Annotated in this window: 23 protein-coding genes and 1 pseudogene; 23 read left to right on the top strand and 1 reads right to left on the bottom strand. The window is 41.8% G+C overall.

Going from position 1 to position 21,581, the window contains the following annotated elements:
* Positions 1-178: 178 nt before the first annotated feature.
* The 9 genes and pseudogenes from spoIIR (at position 179) to rpiB (ending at position 7,600) form a co-directional block, all read left to right on the top strand.
* Complete coding sequence (spoIIR, locus tag V7122_RS10485; RefSeq protein WP_335526623.1) at positions 179-844, top strand: stage II sporulation protein R; 666 nt, start codon at positions 179-181, stop codon at positions 842-844.
* A gap of 227 nt (positions 845-1,071) precedes the next feature.
* Positions 1,072-2,247, top strand: coding sequence for an IS200/IS605 family element RNA-guided endonuclease TnpB (gene tnpB, locus V7122_RS10490; RefSeq protein ID WP_335526646.1), 1,176 nt, complete (start codon positions 1,072-1,074; stop codon positions 2,245-2,247).
* Between the two features lie 72 nt (positions 2,248-2,319).
* Positions 2,320-2,805: a GNAT family N-acetyltransferase gene (locus tag V7122_RS10495; RefSeq protein ID WP_335489007.1), complete on the top strand. Its 486-nt coding sequence runs from the start codon at positions 2,320-2,322 to the stop codon at positions 2,803-2,805.
* Positions 2,806-2,981: 176 nt separating this feature from the next.
* Entirely contained in the window at positions 2,982-4,019 is a 1,038-nt protein-coding gene (locus V7122_RS10500) for an L-threonylcarbamoyladenylate synthase (protein ID WP_335344845.1), read from the top strand.
* A 283-nt stretch (positions 4,020-4,302) separates the two neighbouring features.
* Positions 4,303-4,854, top strand: a complete 552-nt coding sequence (locus tag V7122_RS10505) for a manganese efflux pump MntP (protein ID WP_335489034.1) — start codon at positions 4,303-4,305, stop codon at positions 4,852-4,854.
* Between the two features lie 404 nt (positions 4,855-5,258).
* On the top strand, positions 5,259-5,693 hold the full coding sequence (locus tag V7122_RS10510) for a low molecular weight protein arginine phosphatase (protein ID WP_335344846.1): 435 nt from the start codon (positions 5,259-5,261) through the stop codon (positions 5,691-5,693).
* 145 nt (positions 5,694-5,838) lie between these two features.
* Positions 5,839-6,078: pseudogene (locus V7122_RS25735) on the top strand (HAMP domain-containing protein); the annotation flags it as partial.
* Between the two features lie 12 nt (positions 6,079-6,090).
* On the top strand, positions 6,091-7,017 hold the full coding sequence (locus tag V7122_RS10515) for a methyl-accepting chemotaxis protein (protein WP_438824090.1): 927 nt from the start codon (positions 6,091-6,093) through the stop codon (positions 7,015-7,017).
* Positions 7,018-7,159: 142 nt separating this feature from the next.
* Positions 7,160-7,600 carry a ribose 5-phosphate isomerase B gene (gene rpiB, locus V7122_RS10520; RefSeq protein WP_335526626.1) on the top strand — a complete coding sequence of 147 codons (441 nt, stop codon included), beginning with the start codon at positions 7,160-7,162 and terminating at the stop codon, positions 7,598-7,600.
* Between the two features lie 117 nt (positions 7,601-7,717).
* On the opposite strand, the gene V7122_RS10525 is transcribed toward rpiB, so the two are convergent.
* Positions 7,718-7,897 carry a hypothetical protein gene (locus V7122_RS10525; protein WP_335526628.1) on the bottom strand — a complete coding sequence of 60 codons (180 nt, stop codon included), beginning with the start codon at positions 7,895-7,897 and terminating at the stop codon, positions 7,718-7,720.
* 190 nt (positions 7,898-8,087) lie between these two features.
* Between V7122_RS10525 and V7122_RS10530 the strand changes: the two genes are divergently transcribed.
* The 14 genes from V7122_RS10530 (at position 8,088) to V7122_RS10595 (ending at position 21,244) form a co-directional block, all read left to right on the top strand.
* Positions 8,088-8,663: a TIGR01440 family protein gene (locus V7122_RS10530; protein WP_335526630.1), complete on the top strand. Its 576-nt coding sequence runs from the start codon at positions 8,088-8,090 to the stop codon at positions 8,661-8,663.
* Between the two features lie 185 nt (positions 8,664-8,848).
* Positions 8,849-10,090 (top strand): serine hydroxymethyltransferase, encoded by a 1,242-nt coding sequence (glyA, locus tag V7122_RS10535; protein WP_335526632.1) that lies wholly within the window; start codon positions 8,849-8,851, stop codon positions 10,088-10,090.
* Between the two features lie 438 nt (positions 10,091-10,528).
* On the top strand, positions 10,529-11,158 hold the full coding sequence (upp, locus tag V7122_RS10540) for a uracil phosphoribosyltransferase (RefSeq protein WP_335344851.1): 630 nt from the start codon (positions 10,529-10,531) through the stop codon (positions 11,156-11,158).
* 311 nt (positions 11,159-11,469) lie between these two features.
* Entirely contained in the window at positions 11,470-13,728 is a 2,259-nt protein-coding gene (locus tag V7122_RS10545) for a S8 family serine peptidase (RefSeq protein WP_335526634.1), read from the top strand.
* A gap of 260 nt (positions 13,729-13,988) precedes the next feature.
* Positions 13,989-14,210 carry an AtpZ/AtpI family protein gene (locus tag V7122_RS10550; RefSeq protein WP_335526636.1) on the top strand — a complete coding sequence of 74 codons (222 nt, stop codon included), beginning with the start codon at positions 13,989-13,991 and terminating at the stop codon, positions 14,208-14,210.
* A 6-nt stretch (positions 14,211-14,216) separates the two neighbouring features.
* Positions 14,217-14,591, top strand: a complete 375-nt coding sequence (locus V7122_RS10555) for an ATP synthase subunit I (RefSeq protein ID WP_335344854.1) — start codon at positions 14,217-14,219, stop codon at positions 14,589-14,591.
* Positions 14,592-14,614: 23 nt separating this feature from the next.
* Entirely contained in the window at positions 14,615-15,325 is a 711-nt protein-coding gene (gene atpB, locus V7122_RS10560) for a F0F1 ATP synthase subunit A (protein ID WP_335344855.1), read from the top strand.
* 78 nt (positions 15,326-15,403) lie between these two features.
* Positions 15,404-15,616 (top strand): F0F1 ATP synthase subunit C, encoded by a 213-nt coding sequence (gene atpE, locus V7122_RS10565; protein WP_019153961.1) that lies wholly within the window; start codon positions 15,404-15,406, stop codon positions 15,614-15,616.
* Between the two features lie 136 nt (positions 15,617-15,752).
* Positions 15,753-16,265, top strand: coding sequence for a F0F1 ATP synthase subunit B (gene atpF / locus V7122_RS10570; protein WP_335526638.1), 513 nt, complete (start codon positions 15,753-15,755; stop codon positions 16,263-16,265).
* Complete coding sequence (locus V7122_RS10575; protein ID WP_335526640.1) at positions 16,262-16,798, top strand: F0F1 ATP synthase subunit delta; 537 nt, start codon at positions 16,262-16,264, stop codon at positions 16,796-16,798. Before atpF ends, V7122_RS10575 begins: the two co-directional genes overlap by 4 nt.
* A gap of 24 nt (positions 16,799-16,822) precedes the next feature.
* Positions 16,823-18,334, top strand: a complete 1,512-nt coding sequence (gene atpA, locus V7122_RS10580) for a F0F1 ATP synthase subunit alpha (RefSeq protein WP_335344858.1) — start codon at positions 16,823-16,825, stop codon at positions 18,332-18,334.
* A 103-nt stretch (positions 18,335-18,437) separates the two neighbouring features.
* Positions 18,438-19,295: a F0F1 ATP synthase subunit gamma gene (locus V7122_RS10585; protein ID WP_335490072.1), complete on the top strand. Its 858-nt coding sequence runs from the start codon at positions 18,438-18,440 to the stop codon at positions 19,293-19,295.
* Positions 19,296-19,392: 97 nt separating this feature from the next.
* Positions 19,393-20,814: a F0F1 ATP synthase subunit beta gene (gene atpD, locus V7122_RS10590; protein ID WP_335353627.1), complete on the top strand. Its 1,422-nt coding sequence runs from the start codon at positions 19,393-19,395 to the stop codon at positions 20,812-20,814.
* A 22-nt stretch (positions 20,815-20,836) separates the two neighbouring features.
* Positions 20,837-21,244, top strand: a complete 408-nt coding sequence (locus V7122_RS10595) for a F0F1 ATP synthase subunit epsilon (RefSeq protein WP_335344861.1) — start codon at positions 20,837-20,839, stop codon at positions 21,242-21,244.
* Positions 21,245-21,581: the final 337 nt, after the last annotated feature.

Here is a 21,581-nt window from a genome sequence, read left to right on the forward strand (position 1 = left end):
ATGGTTAATCATTTCCCTATCAAACAAAATATAGTCTTCACACAATCATTCGTCAATCCATTTTTCTGTGTCTGAAAAATGTTATTTTTTGCTGATGTTAAAAGTAAACTTTTTCATTTTACTAGTTTAAGATTTAGGCTCCTTGACCACAATGAGTTAGTGAAGGGGCGTGGAGAATATGAAAACAAAAACAGCGGTAAATTTATATATAATAATCTTATGTATTGGAACTATTTTAAGTTTATATATGCCACAAAGTGACACATTGGCGGAAGATCAGCTTGTCATTCCAAATGAGGCGATACGTTTAAGAATTCTAGCAAATAGTGATAGAGAAGCTGATCAAGTAATAAAGCGTCAGGTGAGAGACGCGGTGAATGAGGAAATTACTAAATGGGTAGCAGAATTAACTTCTATTGATGAGGCAAGAAGTTTACTTCGATCCAAGCTTCCGGAAATTCAAGCAATCGCAGAAAAAGTGGCAGCGGAAAACCAATCAGAACAAGAGGTTAAGGTGAACTTCGGCAAGGTAGACTTTCCAACGAAGCTTTACGGGCAATTCCTTTATCCGGCAGGTGAATATGAAGCAATCCTGATTTCACTTGGTGACGCGCAAGGAGCTAACTGGTGGTGTGTATTATTCCCGCCGCTATGCTTCCTCGATTTCTCAAATGGGGTAGCGGTAAGTGATGGATTTGAGGAAGATGGAACGAAAGAAGCGGCGGCTGCAGAAAACAAGCAGGAGAAAGAAGAGAAGGCACCTCCAGTCTATACGGAAGAGGACGAACAGCCTGTGAAAGTTAAATTTTTCTTAGTTGAGCTTTGGGAGAAAATTTTCGGATAAGAATAGTTCTACTATCTCTATTTTTTCATATGAATATAGTAAGTTTCTACATACTTAATAGAACAGAATGGGATGAATTTTTTTTCTGGAAGAAGACTTCCACCTCGAGGAATGTGAAAGGTAAAGCCTAATAAGTAGGTGGGTGATGAATGTAGGTTGTTGCTAGCAAAAATGCCCTTACTATGGTAAGGTGGGAACGAATGTTCCTATCTGGTGAGGTGGATATCTTGCTTGTCAACAAAGCCTATAAGTTCCGTATCTATCCAAACAAAAGACAGACTGAACTCATTAACAAAACTATTGGTTGTTCGAGATTTGTGTTCAATTTCTTTCTAGGCAAACAAAAAGAAAAAGACGCTTATTGGTACGTTGTTGAAGAAATGAAGCAGAATGGGCAATTTCCAATTAATAATTGGAAAGGCGAATACCTAAATAAATACAAAACGGTAAAATTACTTCCTGAACTTAAAAAGCATTATCCATTTTTAAAAGAAGTAGATAGTATTGCTTTGCAAAAATCAGTTGAAAACTTAGCAGTTTCTTATGATCGCTACTACAAAAAGCAAAATAAGTATCCTCGCTTTAAGTCTAAAAAGAATCCTGTTCAAGCATACACAACCAAGCATACTAACGGTAATATTACAATCGTTGACAACAAAATCAAGTTGCCAAAACTTGGTTTTGTTAAGCTTGCTAAAAGTCGTGAAGTCGAAGGTCGCATTATCAGTGTAACAATTAGACGTAATCTTTCGGGAAAATTTTTTGTTTCTTTGGCAACTGAAACCGAAGTGACAGAACTGCCAAAAACAAACTCTGCTATTGGCATTGATATTGGCATCAAAGATTTTGCCATACTATCTAATGGAACAATCTACCCCAATCCACAATTTTTCCGCACCTTAGAAGAAAAGCTAGCTAAAGCCCAACAAATTATGAGCAGACGAACGATAGGCGGAGCTAATTGGTACAAGGCAAAATCCAAAGTAGCACGAATCCATGAAAAAATTACAAACACACGAAAGGATTACTTAGATAAAATCTCCACTGACATTGTCAAAAACCACGACATAATCGGAATGGAGAATTTGTCGGTAAATAACATGCTTAAAAATGGTCATCTTGCCAAAGCCATAAGCGAAGTATCTTGGTCAAAATTTAAAACCATGATTGAATACAAGGCGAAATGGTATGGAAAACAAATCGTAACCGTTGCCAAAAACTTTGCTTCAAGTCAACTTTGTTCAAATTGTCACTTTCAAAATAAAGACGTTAAAAATCTCGGATTGCGTAAATGGAAGTGCCCAGAGTGCAATGCCCACCACGATCGAGATATTAACGCAAGTTTGAATCTAAAAAATGAAGCAATAAGACTTCTAACCGCAGGGACTGCGGGGATCGCCTAATCAATAACTAGCGGTTACGCTGGTGTTCTTAGGAATCTCCCACTTCAATCAACCCTTAAGGGGTGTTAAGTGGTGAGTAGTTCAATAATAGAATATGATGAACGAGGTGGAACGATGGCTGCTTTCATAAGATGTGCAGTGGCGGAGGATGTTGAGAGATTAACAAGTTTTTTGGCAGAGGCGAAACTTAATACAGATGGACTAGCGGAATCCATCGATTATTTTTTAATCATGGAAAATGATCAGGGGAATGTGAAAGCAACGCTTGGGATTGAGCCATTAGGGACAATAGGGTTGCTCCGTTCCCTTGCCATGACAAAGGATATGTCTGAAAACGAATTGTTCGTCCTTTTCGAGCAGATCCTAATGTTAGCAAGAGACAGGAAGTTGCAATCTCTTTACCTCTCCTCCAATAAAAAAAACTCGCTGGCCTTTTTTCAGCTGCTAGGTTTTAAAGAAGTGAATAAGCTGAGTTTGCCACAGGAGCTCTATGAATCCGACCATGTAAAACATATTTTAACTGTGGACAACTCATTCTTTTTGACATTATCCCTGTAAAATGTGGATATATTGGCGAAGTTATGCACAAATTCGAGTTATCTATCCACAAATTGTGGATAATACTTGAGTTATCCTCCATCTTCTTTTATACTTTCAAAAGTAATTAACATATAAAACAAGTAAACAAAGGATTTTTTTTACGATATTAAGGTGCCAAAAGAAGGTGGAGCATTATGAATACGAAAAGATGGTCAGTGGATAAATATGTGGATGATCTCGAAAGTTATCCACAAATCGCACAGGCTGCTGACCTTTTAAAAAATAATGAAGTGGTAGCATTCCCGACAGAAACGGTTTACGGCTTAGGTGGAAACGCGGAAAATAGCGAGGCTGTAGCGAAAATTTTTGCAGCTAAAGGAAGACCGAGTGATAATCCACTGATTATCCACATTGCGGAGGACCAACAGCTTAATGATTTTGCGGAGGACATATCAGATCAGGCTAAGCTGTTGATAAAGGAATTCTGGCCAGGTCCGCTTACCCTTATTTTTAAAAAGAAAGAGGGAATGCTTTCAGATCAGGCGACAGCAGGGTTATCCACAGTTGCTGTTCGTATGCCGGATCATCCTGTTGCGTTAGCCATCCTAAAGAGATCGGGCCTTCCGATTGCCGCACCGAGTGCAAACCGCTCAGGAAAGCCAAGTCCGACAGCCGCTGAGCATGTGTGGGAGGACCTAAACGGGAAGATTGCGGGAATTGTGGACGGTGGTCAAACGGGTGTGGGTGTGGAATCGACCGTATTGGATTGCACAGAAGAAATCCCCGTTATTTTGCGGCCGGGTGCAGTGACAAAGGAACAGATAGAAGCCGTGATTGGTGAAGTGTCCGTTGATGCAGCGCTCCTGGATGCAGGTCAGGCGCCGAAATCTCCGGGAATGAAATACCGCCACTATGCTCCAGATGCACCACTATATTTAGTGGATGGATCAAGAGAGTTTATCCAGACGCTTGTGGATAAGAAGAAGGAGGAGGGGTTGACCGTTGGGGTGTTAACAACTGTGGAAAACCAAGCCTTCTATCAAGCGGACTATGTCGTACCTTGTGGACAACGGGAAAATCTTGAAACCGTTGCGAGCTATTTATATGAAGCATTAAGGAAATTCAACAATACAAACGCAGATATTATCTATAGCGAAATGTTCCCGAATGAAGGAGTCGGCGTTGCTGTCATGAACCGCCTTTTGAAGGCAGCGGGGCATCGCGTAATTTAATGGGATGGGGGATAGGACCTCGTCTCATTTTTTTGAGGTCATGGGGTCTATTTTTCCCCGGGGGATGTGGCCTAACCCCTCGCTAGGTTGGGTCACTCGGTCCATTTTGGTTTGGGGAACTGACCTATTGTTCGCTGATACGGGTTACTAGTCCCGCTTTTTTTAGGAAGCTATGGTCAGGACCCTCGTTATTGAGGAGGATTCCCAACCTTTTATCGCTTTTCGATTCTAAATCCTCTTGGACGTGCATATGTTGGAATAGCAAGTCCAAGGAGGAGAAATGATGGTAGATTTATTCGGAGAAATACTAACACTTACGATTATGGCATTCGCTCTAGCTATGGATGCTTTTTCAGTGGGCTTGGGGATGGGCATGTATAATCTCCGCCTTAGACAAATATTCAAAATTGGAATGACCATCGGCTTTTTCCATGTTTGGATGCCTCTCTTTGGAATAATTGCAGGGAGATTGTTATCAGAAAAATTCGGTGCCATTGCCACCTATGTCGGCGGCGGGCTCCTGCTCATATTAGGTATACAAATGGTCTGGTCAGGATTCCAGAAGGAAAAAAGCAGCATGATTACGCCAGTGGGACTAGGCTTAATGCTCTTTGGTTTCAGTGTTAGCTTAGACAGCTTTTCTGTTAGCTTAACCCTAGGAATTTACGGGGCCAAAACGTTGTTAGTTTTGACAAGCTTCGGCGTAACCGCTACCGTCCTAACGTGGCTCGGCCTGCTCATAGGCAGAAAGGTCCAGGGTTGGCTCGGCACTTATAGTGAAGCCCTTGGCGGAAGCATTCTTTTTGCGTTTGGGATTAAGCTGCTATTGGGGTAGAGAGCAGCGCTGCGGATTCGTACGGATTTGATAAACAATCTTTTCGGAAAGGATGGTGACTATCCTTTCTTATTTGTTGTCTCCCAAAAAAGATTTTCCATTGTAAGCGTTTGGAAGGATAAAGTCGAGAAAGGCTTACATTAGTCCGTTCAATGTAAGTGTTTAGATGGATAAAGCGAAAAAAAGCTAACATAGGAGTGTTCTATGTAAGTGTTTGGAGGGATGAAGTCTCAAAACACTAACATAGGGTCATTCAATGTAAGCGTATTGAGGGGTGAAGACGCAAAAAGCTAACATAGCCCCGTTCAATGTATGGTTTTTCTAATTATTATAAAAATTTTTCACATACAATACTATTGAATCTGGGAACTTTGGCTTATAATGGAATGAAAGGAGGCGCAGCTATGACTCGAATTTTATTTGTGTGCACGGGGAACACATGTCGGAGCCCGATGGCTGAGGCCATTTTGAGGAATATGGGGATTTCTGGTGTAGAGGTGAAATCTGCAGGCGTTTATGCTCAAGATGGAAGCGATGCGTCTGAACATACACGAACGGTTCTGGCGGAAGAAGGAATCGACTTGGATCATCAAGCTGCCATGATCAACGAAAGCCTAGTGAATTGGACAAGCTGTATTTTGACCATGACGGAAAGCCATAAGGCCGCAGTCACTCGGATGTTTCCAAATGCCTCGGGAAAAACATTTACGTTGAAGGAATTTGCCGGAAATGATGGGGACCTGGATATCATAGATCCTTTCGGGGGTCCCGTTGAAATGTATCGAAAAACCTTCGATGAGATGAAAATAGCTTTATCGGAAATAATAAAAAAATTATAAAGCAAATATTTTTTTCAGGGGGAGCATAATGGGGGAAAAGCAAAGATACAAATTTGGGTTGAGAAAGAAACTTGTATGTTTTATTACAATTTTAGCCATCATTACGTATTCAACAAGTGCATTCTTTATTTATTTCCTATACCCAATGATCAAAAATTCATTGCCTTTTAATGAGGTCCTTTTCAGCGTTATTACATTAAGTTTAGGCATTATTTGGTCGGCGATTTTGGCCTTTTTTGCTGCGGGCTTCATTATAAAGCCATTACAAAAGCTAGAGAAAATGGCATTAAAAGCTGCGCAAGGGGATATTCAAGAGGATGTGGAGTTAGCGAAATCTGATGATGAAATTCGCTCACTTGGGGTTGCCTTTAATGACATGCTTGCGAATTTAAGGGAAATGGTTCAAAAAATTGATGAGAACTTTCGCGAAACAAATGATAAGGTAATCGCGATTTCCAAGGAATCCTCTTATGCGGCAGAGCAAGCTAATTCCATTGCTCGAACGATCAATGAAATCTCACTTGGGGCTGACAATTCAGCGATTGCGATTCAGTCTACTGCGGAACTAGTTGAAGATGTAATTAGCATCGCGGAAGAGGTTCAAGAGAAAGCGAGAGCTTCTGTATCCGTTTCGAGTGAAATGGTTCAGGATCTTCATGATTCGAAAAAGGTGATTCATTCTCTCGTATCAGGCATTGAAAAGCTTGCCAATGAAAATCAGGAATCTCTGCAAACGGTTATTCGTTTAGAGGAGAATGCTAGAAAAGTAGAGCAGATTATTCAGCTTGTCGGTGACATTGCCGCTCAGACGAATCTGCTTGCCCTAAATGCTTCCATTGAAGCAGCGCGTGCCGGGGAGCATGGGAAAGGATTTGCCGTTGTCGCGGAGGAAGTAAGAAAGTTAGCTGACGAAAGTGCAACCGCGGTTCAAGGAATTTCTGAATTAATTTCGAATATCCAAGCTGAGGTTCAAAATGTCGTTAAGCAAATTTCTGAGCAAGTCGAGACCGCTAACAATGAAGCGAAAAAGGGAACAGAAACGAATATAGTTATTGAGGAAATGACGAAAACCGTCAACGAAATGGCTTCCTTCGTGTCAGCCATTACCGATTTGGTCGACCGCCAAATGGAAAGCATTCAACATACATCCACACAATCTCAAGAGGTCGCAGCGATTGCGGAAGAAACCTCTGCAGGTGCTCAGGAAGTGGCGACAGCCACAGACCAGCAAAACGAAGTCATGTCGAATGTCGAAAATCTAGCCAATGAACTAAAGGAACAAGCAGAAAAATTAAAGAATACAATTACGAGATTTCAAATTTAGTAGTGGAGAGTCTTCTGTTTCAGGAGGGCTCTCTTTTTAACTACTCCCACAAAATCGTCCCCTTGCACACTTCTCATTTCTTATGTCAAAATAACAGTATACTTAAAAAAATTAGTGTTTCTGATAAATAGGAGGATTATATATGAAGGTAGCAATTGCATCAGATCATGGCGGCATTCAAATTCGCGAGGAAATTAAAGGGCTCATGACAGAAATGGGCATTGAATTTGAGGACTTTGGCTGTGATTGCGAAACATCTGTGGATTATCCGGATTATGCATTGCCTGTTGCTGAAAAGGTAGCGAAAGGTGAGTTTGATAAAGGGATTCTTGTTTGCGGAACTGGAATCGGGATGAGCATTGCAGCAAATAAGGTGAAGGGCATCCGCTGTGCACTCGTTCATGATACCTTCAGTGCGAAGGCAACACGTGAACATAATGACAGCAATATGCTGGCAATGGGGGAACGCGTCATTGGTCCAGGGCTGGCACGTGAAATTGCGAAGGTATGGCTGACAACGGAATACGAAGGCGGACGCCACGAAAACCGCGTTGGAAAAATTAGGGATTACGAAAATAAATAAGGTGAAGCTTCCGGTTATTGGACAGGTTCTCTGGAAAACGCTGAAACCTGTCCAGAAAGCTTGACTTGTTGGACAGGGTCTCGGAGGAATCATTGAAACCTGTCCATGAAACTCGATTTATTGGACAGGTTTTCGGAAAAACATAGAAAGCTGTCCAAGAACCTTGATTTGTTGGACAGGTTTTCGGAAAAACATAGAAAGCTGTCCAAGAACCTTGATTTGTTGGACAGGTTCTTGGAAAAGGATAGAAAGCTGTCCAAGAATGTTGATTTGTTGGACAGGTTCTCGGAAAAACATAGAAAGCTGTCCATGAAACCTGATTTATTGGACAGGTTCTCGGTAAAACATAGAAAGCTGTCCAAGAACCTTGATTTATTGGACAGGTTCTTGGAAAAACGCTGAAACCTGTCCAAAACATTCAACAGCTGAGGTTAAGGCCTGTTTTATCAAAAATAAAAAACGAAGCTTCCGAAAGGGTGAGCTTTTTATGACGGAATTGATTCATGTTTGGGAAAAGCAGCTAACAGATATTATTCAAGATTTTGGTGAGCAAGTGTCCCTTGATCAGCGGCATATTTTAGTGATAGGCTGCAGCACAAGTGAGGTGGCAGGGAAGAAAATCGGAACAGCTGGCACTGAACAGGTAGCCGAAATGATTTTTTCAAAACTAAAAAGCTTTAGTGAAAAAACGGGTGTGGCTCTCGCCTTTCAATGCTGTGAACATTTGAACCGCGCTTTAGTTATCGAGAGGCAAACAGCGGAGCGGAATAGTCTTGATGAAGTAACCGTGGTTCCGGTTCGTACGGCTGGCGGAGCTATGGCAACGTATGCGTTTGAGCATTTCGAGGATCCGGTTATGGTCGAGCATATTAAGGCGGATGCGGGAATCGATATCGGCGATACTTTCATCGGCATGCATATGAAGCATGTGGCTGTTCCAATTAGAACTGCTCAGAAATCGGTTGGTGATGCGCATGTAACATTAGCTAAAACGAGACCGAAGCTGATCGGCGGCGCAAGAGCGGTATACGAGAGAAAAGCGGAAAATGAATCATGCCAATAAGGGTATTGTGGGTTCTTTAAAATGGAAAGTCTTGCATCATGCAGGGCTTTCCCTTTTTAAATCGCTAAAGAATATATAATCTTCTTTTCACAAACAAAACATGATAATATATAATAGAATTTTCAAAAATGGTAGAGTGTATATATTTTTTTGAAAATAGATGAAGGAAAAGGGAGGCCTACTAGATGAAGCATTTATCAAAGCAAGATGAGCTAGTTTTCAAATCCATTCAAGATGAGTTAGGACGACAAAGATCAAAAATTGAATTAATCGCTTCTGAGAACTTTGTGAGTGAAGCAGTTATGGAAGCACAAGGATCTGTGCTAACAAATAAATATGCAGAAGGCTATCCAGGCCGCCGCTATTATGGCGGATGCGAGCATGTTGATGTTGTGGAGAATTTAGCTCGTGACCGTGCGAAGGAAATTTTCGGAGCTGAGCATGTGAATGTACAGCCACACTCTGGTGCCCAAGCGAACATGGCAGTTTACTTCACTATTTTAGAGCCAGGCGATACGGTTCTTGGTATGAATCTATCTCATGGCGGTCACTTAACACATGGCAGCCCTGTAAACTTCAGTGGAGTTCTATACAATTTTGTTGAGTATGGTGTTGACGAAAAGACTCAAATGATCGATTATGATGTGGTTCTTGAAAAAGCACGCGAACACAAACCGAAGCTAATCGTTGCGGGTGCAAGTGCTTATCCACGTGCGATTGATTTTAAACGTTTCCGTGAAATCGCTGATGAAGTGGGAGCTATTTTAATGGTGGATATGGCTCACATCGCTGGTCTTGTAGCAGCTGGCTTACATCAAAATCCAGTTCCTTATGCAGATTTTGTTACGACAACTACTCATAAAACTCTTCGCGGCCCACGCGGCGGTATGATTCTTTGTAAAGAAGAATACGCGAAGAAAATTGATAAATCCATCTTCCCTGGCATTCAAGGCGGTCCATTAATGCATGTGATTGCGGCGAAAGCTGTTTCATTTGGCGAAGCGCTTCAGGATGACTTTAAAACATATGCAGGCAATATCATTTCTAATGCGAAGCTTCTTGGGGAATCTCTTCAAAAAGAAGGAATCAACCTTGTTTCTGGCGGAACAGACAATCATTTATTGCTAATTGATTTGCGTTCACTAGGCCTAACAGGAAAAATTGCTGAACATGTTCTTGATGAAATCGGCATCACTGTGAACAAGAATACAATTCCATTCGATCCAGAGAGCCCATTCGTAACTAGCGGTATACGCATCGGTACAGCTGCCGTAACATCTCGCGGATTCGGGGAAAAAGAAATGCAAGAGATTGCATCCATTATTGCTCTTACACTGAAAAACCACGAAGACGAAGGCAAGCTTGAAGAAGCTAGAAATCGTGTCGAAGCCTTAACAAGCAACTTTACATTATATCCTGAATATTAATCTATAAAAGCACGGGTCAGATCCTATTAGAAAGGGTCTGGCCTTTTTTGGTGATTAAATCCAAGGGGAAAGCGGTTGAAACGGATTTTTTTAGCCCATTATGATAGTTTATCACCAAGATTGGCTGCTTTTTCAGCAAAAAGAAAGATTATCAGCAGATTCGTTACTTTGTCAGCCAATTTCAAAAACCTGCTAATCCCCGATTGATTCTACTCATATTATGAAAGTTCCATAACAATTTAGAATCAAAGTTGCCGTGTGAAAAGTTTTTCTGTAAAATTAGACGAAGTGCAAGATGAAGAAAAATGTCGAAGATAGAATAGCTTCCTTATTGTTGCTAACCCTATTGGAGAAATGGAAAGATTTTTTCGGGAGGTTGTAAGGAAGATTCTTCATTTATAGGAGCATGTCTAAAATAAAAAAAGGAGAGATTTTTACATGGCAAAAGTATACGTATTTGATCATCCACTAATCCAGCATAAACTTACATACATTCGCGACAAATCTACAGGGACGAAGGATTTCCGCGAGCTTGTTGATGAAGTTGCCACTTTAATGGCGTTTGAAATTACGAGAGATATGTCATTAGAAGAGGTTGAAATCGAGACGCCGATTAGCATGACAAAATCAAAGGTCCTATCTGGGAAAAAGATTGGGATCATCCCTATTCTTCGTGCAGGAATTGGAATGGTCGATGGAATCTTAAAGCTAATCCCTGCTGCAAAGGTCGGCCATGTTGGGTTATACCGCGACCCAAAAACATTGCAGCCGGTAGAGTATTATGTGAAACTGCCTAGCGATGTGGAAGAAAGAGACTTCATCGTCATCGACCCAATGCTTGCGACAGGCGGGTCCGCTATTGAAGCCATAAATTCCTTGAAAAAGCGTGGCGCAACCCATATTAAATTCATGTGCCTAGTTGCGGCACCAGAAGGAGTCGAGGCGCTTCAACAAGCTCACCCGGATGTAGATATTTATATCGCGGCCCTTGATGAAAAGTTAAATGACCACGGCTATATCGTTCCTGGACTAGGGGATGCGGGAGATCGATTGTTTGGAACGAAGTAAGGCTTCTTTTTGAAGATGTGCTATTAAATTGCCTATTGTAAAATGGAAGAGGCCGTAAATTTGTTTGGCGATGGGGCTGGATCAAGAATTTTATCCGATCGTCCAGAAGAATATAAGCCATATTAATAGTGATTAAACTGGTCCTGATAAAGGGCCAGTTTTTTATTAGAAAAACACTAACATAGGAGTGTTCAATGCAAGAGTTTTGTTGAAGTCTCGAGAAAAATACTTATCCCTCACCAAACTCCCAACAATCCCCCGCATATTTCCCCTCTATAAAGAAAACCCTATGAAAAAAGGGTGATGGTCATATGAAAAAACAAAACATTTTCTTACCTCTCATGTTCATGCTATTGTTCCAATCAACCGCATATGCACAAACACTGCATCACCCTCCCATCCCAATGGAATCTTCACAGGACAAAAAGGTATCCATCATCATTCTGGAAAAAGAAAAAAGCGAGCAGGAAATCAAAAAGCTCATCCAATCAATACCCAAGATGGAATTACGGCATATTTACAAATACGCTTTTCACGGGTTTTCGGTAAAAGGCATGCAGGCGGATATTGATCAGCTTTCTAAGATAGCTGGTGCAAAAATGGCTTCACCAGTTCATACGTATAAGGTTCATGCGGACGAAAGTGTGAAAATGATTGGAGGAGAAGAGGTCAGGGGCTTATTTGATGCCAAGAATCAGCGATTAACGGGAAAAGGCGTAAAGGTTGGCGTCATTGACACAGGGATCGATTATACGCACCCGGACTTAAGGGTCAATTATGGGGGCGGTTTTGATTTAGTTGATGGGGATGACGATCCGATGGAAACTCTGTCTTCACAAGGGGAGGGCACCCTCCATGGGACGCATGTTGCGGGGATCATTGCCGCAAACGGAAAAATTCGCGGGGTTGCGCCGGAAGCCACCATTATTGCCTACCGGGCACTTGGGCCAGGGGGGAGCGGAACCACCGAGCAGGTGATAGCAGCCATTGATCGTGCAATAAAGGATAAGGTGGATGTTTTAAACTTATCGCTCGGAAATAATGTGAACGGTCCTGATCTTCCGATAAGCCTAGCTTTAAATAAAGCAGTGGAAAAGGGGATAACGGCTGTAACGTCTTCGGGAAATTCGGGCCCGAATAGCTGGACAGTCGGTTCGCCCGGCACAGCCTCCAAAGCAATCTCAGTCGGTGCTTCAACCCCTACCTTAAACATTCCATATATAGATATTGCCGGCCAGAGGTTAAGACTCGAGCCTCTTCAAGGATCTGAAGAGTGGGATTTTAATAAATCCTATGAAATCATCAAAGCAGGATTAGGGAAAAAGGAAGAATTAAAGGAGGCAAAGGGTAAAATTGTGCTCCTGGAAAGAGGGGAACTTACTTTTACAGAAAAAGCGATAAATGCTTATGAAGCAGGTGCCGTTGCTGTCATTATTTACAATAATACGAAAGGTGCCTTTTTTGGCAACTTAGAGACGGATGTTTCGATTCCTGTCACGGCCCTGTCAAAAGAGAACGGTGAAAAAGTAAAAAAAGAAATAGCCAAAAACAAAGTATTTGCCAGAACCCATATTATAGAGGAAAAGGATATTCTTGCTGACTTTAGCTCCCGCGGTCCTGTGACCTCCACATGGGAAATAAAACCTGATGTGGTTGCGCCAGGGGTCGCGATTAACAGCACTGTACCTGGCGGGTATTTGCCTTTACAAGGTACAAGTATGGCAGCGCCTCATGTAGCGGGAGCCTGTGCATTAATTAAGCAAGCCCATCCAGACTGGGGGCCTGAGGAAATTAAAGCTGCTCTTATGAATACCGCAAAACCCATTTTCAATCAAAAAGGAAAGCTGTACCGGACATTCGAGCAAGGCTCCGGGAGAATTCAAATCGAACGGGCACTAAAGACCAATACGCTGGCTACGCCTGGATCCCTTCAATTCGGGAAGTTTCAACTCGCTGACAGCCTGCATGAGCACTCAAGCTATGTGACCATCAAAAATATCGGCACAAAAGGTCAATCCTATTCATTTTCTATCCCGCCTGCCGAAAATGGCCTGAGCTGGAAATTTCCTTTATCCTTCTTTTTAAAGCCAGGTGAGAAAAAGAGAGTGGAAGTCAAGCTTTCTGTAGATCCGGAGCTGCTAAACAAAAAGATATATGATGGCAATATTATATTAAATGCGGGTTCACAAACAATCAACCTGCCATATCTTTATGTCCTTGAGGAACCTAATTATCCGCGGGTGATGGGATTTGGTTTAGGAAAAGGGGATAAAAAGGACGTGTATCGCTATGAAGTGTATTTGCCAGGAGGAGCGGAGGAGTTCGGGATTGCAATGTTTGAAGCAGAAAGTCTTCGCTTTATTGGATTTTTAGACTGGAAAAGGAACGTTGGAAAAGGGCAGCTTTTACAGGAAATCGACAGTCGACAGCTTCCGGACCCGGGGTTATATATTATCAAAGTTTTTGCCAAAAAGGCGGGAAAAGAAGATTCCATTGAGTCATATCTTTTCATACAGCAGAATGGACAATTGGTTGAACAAAATAGCCAAAAAAAAATAGCTAAAAAATGAGCGTAGCAAAACTGCGCTCATTTTTCAATAGATTTCGCGAAAATAAATTATGATAATTGTGTGAACATACCATATTTCCATCATTTTCAATGTGACTTTTTTCACTACAAACACATTGACATTGACAAGTGCCTATTGTATGCTTACAAAGGGTGTAAATGGCAGGGTTTTCAAAATGAAAAAGCAGTCATGGATCCCGTTATTATTGACTTTTTTAGTGATTCGCTTACCGTTCTCTTATACGGAGAGGATGCGTTTTCATGCGTCAAAAAAATCGCAGTCCATTTATCGCAATGGGTTTAATTTCTGCTATTCTTTCACAATTAGTCGGGTCTGTCTTAATTGGTATTTTTGTAGGAAGATGGCTAGACAGTAAGGCAGATACTGAACCGCTATTCCTTATTATAGGATTATTTCTCGGCTTAGCAACAGGAATTTTTGCTATGACTAGATTAATCCAACATTTTTTCACAGGAGAATAAAAGACCATGCCGGAATTTAAACTGATGTTCATCAGGCAACGAAAATACATATTTTTACTGTTGTCCATTTATGTTCTTGGCTGGGGATTTACCTCTTATCAATCTATTTTCCTAGGGCTTATCTTAGGAACATCCTTAAGCTTATTTAATTTGTGGCAGATGGCGAGAAGGGTTGATAAGTTCGGACAAGCGGTGGAAAAGGGAGGAAAGGTGCGTTCCTTAGGGATGGTTTCCAGGATGGCATCGGCCGTTTTAGCGGTGATGATCGCGATGAAGTATCCGGAAAATCTGCACCTGATTAGCGTAGTTTTTGGATTAATGACAGCCTATATTGTCATTATGATAGATTATTTTATTCAATCTTTTCATTTACGTAAATAGTGGGGAAGAGAGGTGAAACACATATGCATCATGAAGCTCCTATAGGTGAGTTTATGGGCTTATCATTTAACTTGGCAAACGTTTTGATGATCACAATTGCAAGTGCTGTTGTATTCATCATTGCACTTCTTTCCACCCGTCGTTTAGCCATGAAACCAACCGGAATGCAGAACTTCTTCGAGTGGATCATGGATTTTGTCAAAGGAATTGTCAATAGTACGATGGATTGGAAAACTGGCGGTAGATTCCATATATTAGGAATTACTTTACTTATGTATATCGCTATATCCAACTTTTTAGGGCTTCCGTTTTCAGTTGTCATTAATGATTATTTATGGTGGAAATCACCTACAGCTGATCCGGTTATTACCCTAACTTTAGCAACGATGGTTGTTGCCCTTTCACATTATTATGGCATTAAAATCAAGGGTATTAAGGAATACGGACGTGATTTTGTAAGACCGATGCCGTTTTTATTTCCTCTTAAAATTATTGAGGAATTTGCCAATACCTTGACACTTGGTTTGCGTCTTTATGGTAACATTTTTGCGGGTGAAATTTTGCTTGGGCTTCTTGCTGGAGGTCTGGCAACCGGATTTTGGGGTCATATTGGAGCCATCATCCCAACGCTTGCTTGGCAAGGGTTCTCTGTTTTCATTGGCGCCATTCAGGCATTTATCTTTACAATGTTAACAATGGTTTATTTAGCTCACAAAGTGAGCTCGGACCATTAATATATATACCTGTTCATCATATGAACAAACACAAATAAACAAAAAAATATTTATACAATTTTAAGGAGGAACTTAATAATGGGTCTTATAGCAGCAGCAATCGCAATCGGTTTAGCAGCACTAGGTGCCGGTATCGGTAACGGTCTTATCGTTTCAAGAACAGTAGAAGGTATCGCTCGTCAGCCAGAAGCACGCGGTATGCTTCAAACAACAATGTTCATCGGGGTTGCGTTAGTAGAGGCGATTCCTATCATCGCGGTAGTTATCGCGTTCATGGTTATTGGTGGCTAATAACGAGTTAAAATGTTCCAAAATGGCGAAGATCATTCTATGAGAACCTTCGCCTTTCCTTTATGTCAATATTCCTGAAAAATTCGTTTTCATATACACAGAAACTTGAGAGACTCTTGAAGGGAGTGAATCGAAGGTGTTAAATAGCAGTTTAGTATTAGGAGTTGCTTTTAACGGCGGAGATATTTTATTCCAGCTTGTGATGTTTATCGTTTTAATGGCTCTGCTTAAGAAGTTTGCCTGGGGTCCTTTAATGGGCATCATGAAGCAGCGTGAAGAGCATGTAGCAGGTGAGATTGAAGCAGCTGAACAAAGCCGTCAAGAAGCGAAGAAGCTTTTAGAAGAACAAAGAAATCTGCTTAAACAAGCTCGTGAAGAAGCGCAAGGTCTAATTGAAAGCGCTAAGAAGCAAGGTGACTTGCAGCGTGAAGAAATCATTACGGCAGCTCGTACTGAATCCGATCGTATTAAGGAATCTGCTAAGCTTGAAATCGAGCAGCAAAAAGAAAAAGCAGTTGCAGCTATTCGCGAACAGGTAGCTTCTCTGTCTGTCTTAATTGCATCTAAAGTGATTGAGAAGGAACTAAGCACGGAAGACCAAGATAAGCTAATTAATGAATACATTCAAGAGGCAGGAGAAGTGCGATGATAGGCTCCACAGTAGCAAAACGCTACGCGTTGGCTCTTTTCCGGCTTGCAAATGAACACCAGCTTCTTGATCAAATAGAAGAAGAGCTTCGTGTAGTTAGGAAAGTAGTAAACCATAACTCGGACTTAAAAGCGGTTTTAAAATCTCCTAAGCTTCCAATGGAGAAGAAAAAAGAGATGATTAAAGATGCTTTTGCATCATTGAACATTTATGTATTAAATACGCTGATGATTTTAGTAGAACGCCATCGTGAAGATCATATTTCCGATGTGGCTGATTATTTTATTAGTCTTGCAAATGACGAAAGAGGCATTGCAGACGCGACTGTTTATTCCATTCGCCCGTTATCTGGGGCTGAAAAAGAAGCTTTATCTGCATCTTTTGCAGCTAGGGTTGGAAAGAAATCACTTCGTATTGAAAATATTATAGATTCTAATTTACTCGGCGGCATCAAGCTTCGAATCGGAAACCGGATTTTCGACGGCAGCCTGCGCGGTAAGCTAGATCGTCTAGAACGTCAATTATTAGGCTAAGATTCGTAGATAGGGGTGAAACTCATGAGCATCAAAGCTGAAGAAATCAGTGCGCTGATAAAAAAGCAAATCGAAAACTATCAGTCGGAAATTCAAGTGAGTGATGTAGGTACGGTTATCTCTGTGGGTGACGGTATCGCTCGTGCTCATGGCCTCGACAATGTCATGGCTGGAGAACTTGTTGAATTTTCAAACGGCGTTATGGGTATGGCACAAAACCTTGAAGAAAATAACGTCGGTATCATTATTCTTGGACCTTTCACAGAAATTCGTGAAGGCGATGAAGTACGCCGTACAGGACGCATCATGGAGGTTCCGGTTGGAGAAGAACTAATCGGACGCGTGGTAAATCCACTTGGACAGCCTGTCGATGGCATGGGTCCAATTAACACAACGAAAACTCGTCCTATTGAAGCTAATGCTCCTGGTGTTATGGATCGTAAATCCGTACACGAGCCGCTTCAAACGGGAATTAAAGCGATTGACGCATTAGTGCCAATCGGACGCGGACAACGTGAGCTAATCATCGGTGACCGTCAAACTGGAAAAACATCTGTTGCAATCGATACAATCCTTAACCAAAGAGACCAAAACATGGTTTGTATCTATGTGGCAATCGGACAAAAGGAATCTACTGTTCGTAATGCAGTAGAAATGCTTCGCAGAAACGGTGCATTAGATTACACAATCGTTGTAACAGCTTCTGCATCACAGCCTGCTCCATTATTATTCTTAGCTCCTTATGCTGGGGTAACAATGGGTGAAGAGTTCATGTACAACGGCAAGCACGTTCTTGTTGTGTATGATGACTTAACGAAACAAGCATCTGCTTACCGTGAGCTCTCCTTATTATTACGCCGTCCTCCAGGTCGTGAAGCGTATCCAGGGGATGTATTCTACTTGCACAGCCGTCTGTTAGAGCGTGCTGCTAAATTAAGTGATGCAAAAGGTGCTGGTTCAATCACAGCATTGCCATTTATCGAAACTCAAGCAGGTGACGTTTCTGCTTATATCCCAACAAACGTTATTTCCATTACTGATGGACAAATCTTCTTACAGTCAGATCTATTCTTCTCCGGTGTACGTCCGGCGATCAACGCAGGTCTTTCTGTATCACGTGTAGGTGGATCCGCACAAATCAAAGCGATGAAAAAGGTTGCAGGTACACTGCGTCTTGACCTTGCTTCTTACCGTGAGCTAGAATCATTTGCCCAATTCGGTTCTGACCTTGATAAAGCAACACAAGCGAAATTAAACCGTGGTGCCCGTACAGTTGAGGTTCTTAAGCAGGATCTAAACAAGCCGTTAAAAGTTGAGAAGCAAGTTGCGATTCTTTACGCACTTACTCGCGGCTTCCTAGATGATATTCCTGTACATGATATTCGTCGTTTCGAATCTGAGCTACATGCATGGTTAGACCATAACCGCAAAGATTTGTTAGACCATATCGTTACAACAAAGGATCTTCCTGCAGATGACGATATGGGTGCTGCCATCAATGAATTCAAGAAAACATTCGCGGCATCTGAAAAATAGAATTTCTCTATTATAGGGGTCTGACATTAGGAAAGCAGAAAGTGCCTGGAAATATCTAGGTGCTCTCTGCTGGACATTCTTTGAAAAAGGGTGGTGAGAACCTGTGGCATCATTACGTGATATAAAAACTCGTATTACTTCTACGAAGAAAACGAGCCAAATTACAAAAGCAATGCAAATGGTATCTGCTGCGAAAATGAGCCGTGCAGAAATGAATGCAAAATCATTCGTTCCCTACATGGAAAAAATTCAAGAGGTTACTGCCTCCATCGCAATTGGAAGCAAGGATTCAAATCATCCAATGCTAACAAGCCGACCAGTGAAGAAAACGGGCTACTTAGTCATCACATCTGATCGTGGTCTTGCTGGAGCTTTTAACAGTAACGTTTTAAGGCATGTATACCAAACAATTCAACAACGCCATAAATCAAATGATGAATATGCAATCATTGCCATCGGCCGTAATGGACGTGACTTCTTTAAAAAGCGCGGCATGAATGTCATTCTTGACATTGTAGCTGTTGCTGATCAGCCTGAATTTGCTGAGATTAAGGATATTACGAGCAAAACGGTTGGCATGTTTACGGATGAAACATTTGATGAATTATATATGTACTATAACCACTACGTCAGTGCAATTCAACAGGATGTAACTGAGAAGAAGCTGCTTCCTTTAACGGATATTTCAACTTCAACAAAGCTTACATCTTATGAATTTGAACCGTCAGCAGAAGAAATTCTAGAAGTATTGCTCCCACAATATGCAGAAAGCTTAATTTACGGAGCCCTTTTAGATAGTAAAGCTTCTGAGCATGCCGCAAGGATGACGGCTATGAAGAGTGCCACGGATAATGCGAATGAGCTTATTAAATCTCTAAGCCTAAGCTACAACCGTGCTCGTCAAGCAGCCATTACGCAAGAGATCACAGAGATCGTTGGCGGAGCAGCTGCGCTAGAATAGTAATAAAACACTTTCTTAACTTAAATATATTTGGCATCTGCTCCCGAATTAAGTTTGGGCGAGGCGCCAACGCATTTCTTTATTAGGAGGGAAAAAGATGAACAAAGGACGCGTTCTTCAAGTTATGGGTCCGGTTGTTGACGTAAAGTTCGAAAGCGGTCAGCTTCCTGAGATCTATAATGCATTGACAATCGTAAATCAAGCGCGTAACGAATCTGAAGTTAACATCAATTTAACCCTTGAAGTTGCTCTTCATTTAGGTGATGATACCGTTCGTACCATTGCGATGTCTTCAACTGACGGCTTAACGCGCGGCAGTGAAGTAGTAGACACGGGTGCTCCTATTTCTGTTCCTGTTGGGGACGTAACTCTTGGTCGTGTATTTAACGTATTAGGTGATAATATTGACCTTGATGCACCAATTCCTGCAGAAGCACGCCGCGATTCCATCCACAGAGAAGCGCCGAAATTCGAGCAGCTATCAACTGAGGTTGAAATTCTTGAAACTGGAATTAAAGTAGTAGACCTTCTTGCACCATATATTAAAGGTGGAAAAATCGGTCTATTCGGTGGTGCCGGTGTAGGTAAAACCGTTTTAATCCAGGAATTAATCAATAACATCGCTCAAGAGCACGGCGGTATTTCCGTATTCGCTGGTGTAGGTGAGCGTACTCGTGAAGGTAACGACCTTTATCATGAAATGACAGATTCAGGCGTTATTAAGAAAACAGCGATGGTATTCGGTCAGATGAACGAGCCGCCTGGCGCACGTATGCGTGTTGCTTTAACTGGTTTGACAATGGCAGAATATTTCCGTGATGACCAAGGACAAGACGTTCTTTTCTTCATGGATAACATCTTCCGTTTCACACAAGCAGGTTCTGAGGTTTCTGCCCTATTAGGCCGTATGCCTTCTGCGGTAGGTTATCAGCCGACACTTGCTACTGAAATGGGTAAATTACAAGAACGTATTACTTCAACGAACGTTGGTTCTGTAACTTCGATCCAAGCGATTTACGTACCAGCCGATGACTATACGGATCCAGCTCCAGCAACAACTTTCGCTCACTTAGATGCAACAACGAACCTTGAGCGTAAGCTTTCTGAGATGGGTATCTATCCAGCTGTGGATCCACTAGCTTCAACATCTCGTGCATTGTCAGCAGAGATTGTTGGAGATGAGCACTATCAAGTGGCTACTCAAGTACAGCAAACATTACAGCGTTATAAAGAATTACAAGATATTATCGCGATCCTTGGTATGGATGAGCTTGCAGACGAAGACAAGTTGATCGTTGCCCGTGCGCGTCGTATCCAGTTCTTCTTATCACAAAACTTCCACGTTGCTGAACAGTTTACTGGTCAGCCAGGATCATACGTACCTGTTAAAGAAACAGTTAATGGTTTCAAAGAAATTCTTGAAGGAAAATATGACCACCTTCCAGAAGATGCATTCCGTCTCGTCGGCCGTATCGAAGAGGTTATCGAGAAAGCAAAGAACATGGGCGTAGAGGTCTAATTTCGGTCCAGGAGGGTAAAAAATGAAGACGATTAAAGTCAGTGTTGTTACTCCCGATGGCCCGGTGTATGAATCAGATGTGGAAATGGTAAGCACAAAAGCTCAAAGCGGTGAGCTTGGAATTTTACCTGGCCATATTCCAATGGTTGCACCGTTACAAATTGGAGCTGTCCGTTTAAAAAACGGCGGAAATACAGATTTCGTAGCAGTTAGCGGCGGCTTTCTTGAAGTTCGCCCTGACAAAGTCTCGATTTTAGCACAATCAGCTGAACAAGCAGACAGCATTGATATCGAGCGTGCCGTCCGCGCCAAAGAACGTGCTGAGCAGCGCCTCAACGACCAAAAGCGCGACAACGTCGACTTCAAACGAGCTGAACTCGCTCTTCAACGTGCCATCAATCGTATCAAAGTTTCAGAAAAACACTTCTAATCATGTTACCAAACACTCTTCAGCTGCGGCTGGGGGGTGTTTTTTGTTGTATAGGTCGCGCGGAAGTTTTTTTTGCTGCTTTTGGGGGGCTGTATGTAGTAAAAAGAGTATTATATCGCCGTTTAGATTTTTAAGTGAGTGGTTAAGGAAGTTAAGAAAGCTTTATAACACCCTTCGGGTAGAAAAAAGAGTGGTAGGGTAGTTAAGAAAGCTTTATAACACCCTTTAGGCAGAAAAAAGACTGGTGAGGGTAGTTAAGAAAGCTTTATAACACCCTTAAGGTAGAAGAATGAGTGTTGAAGGTAGTTAAGGGAGCTTTAAAACGCCCTTTAGGTAG

Origin of the sequence: Bacillus sp. JJ1532 (genome assembly GCF_036965085.1) — a bacterium.
In the GTDB taxonomy this organism is placed as follows: Bacteria; Bacillota; Bacilli; order Bacillales; family Cytobacillaceae; genus Cytobacillus.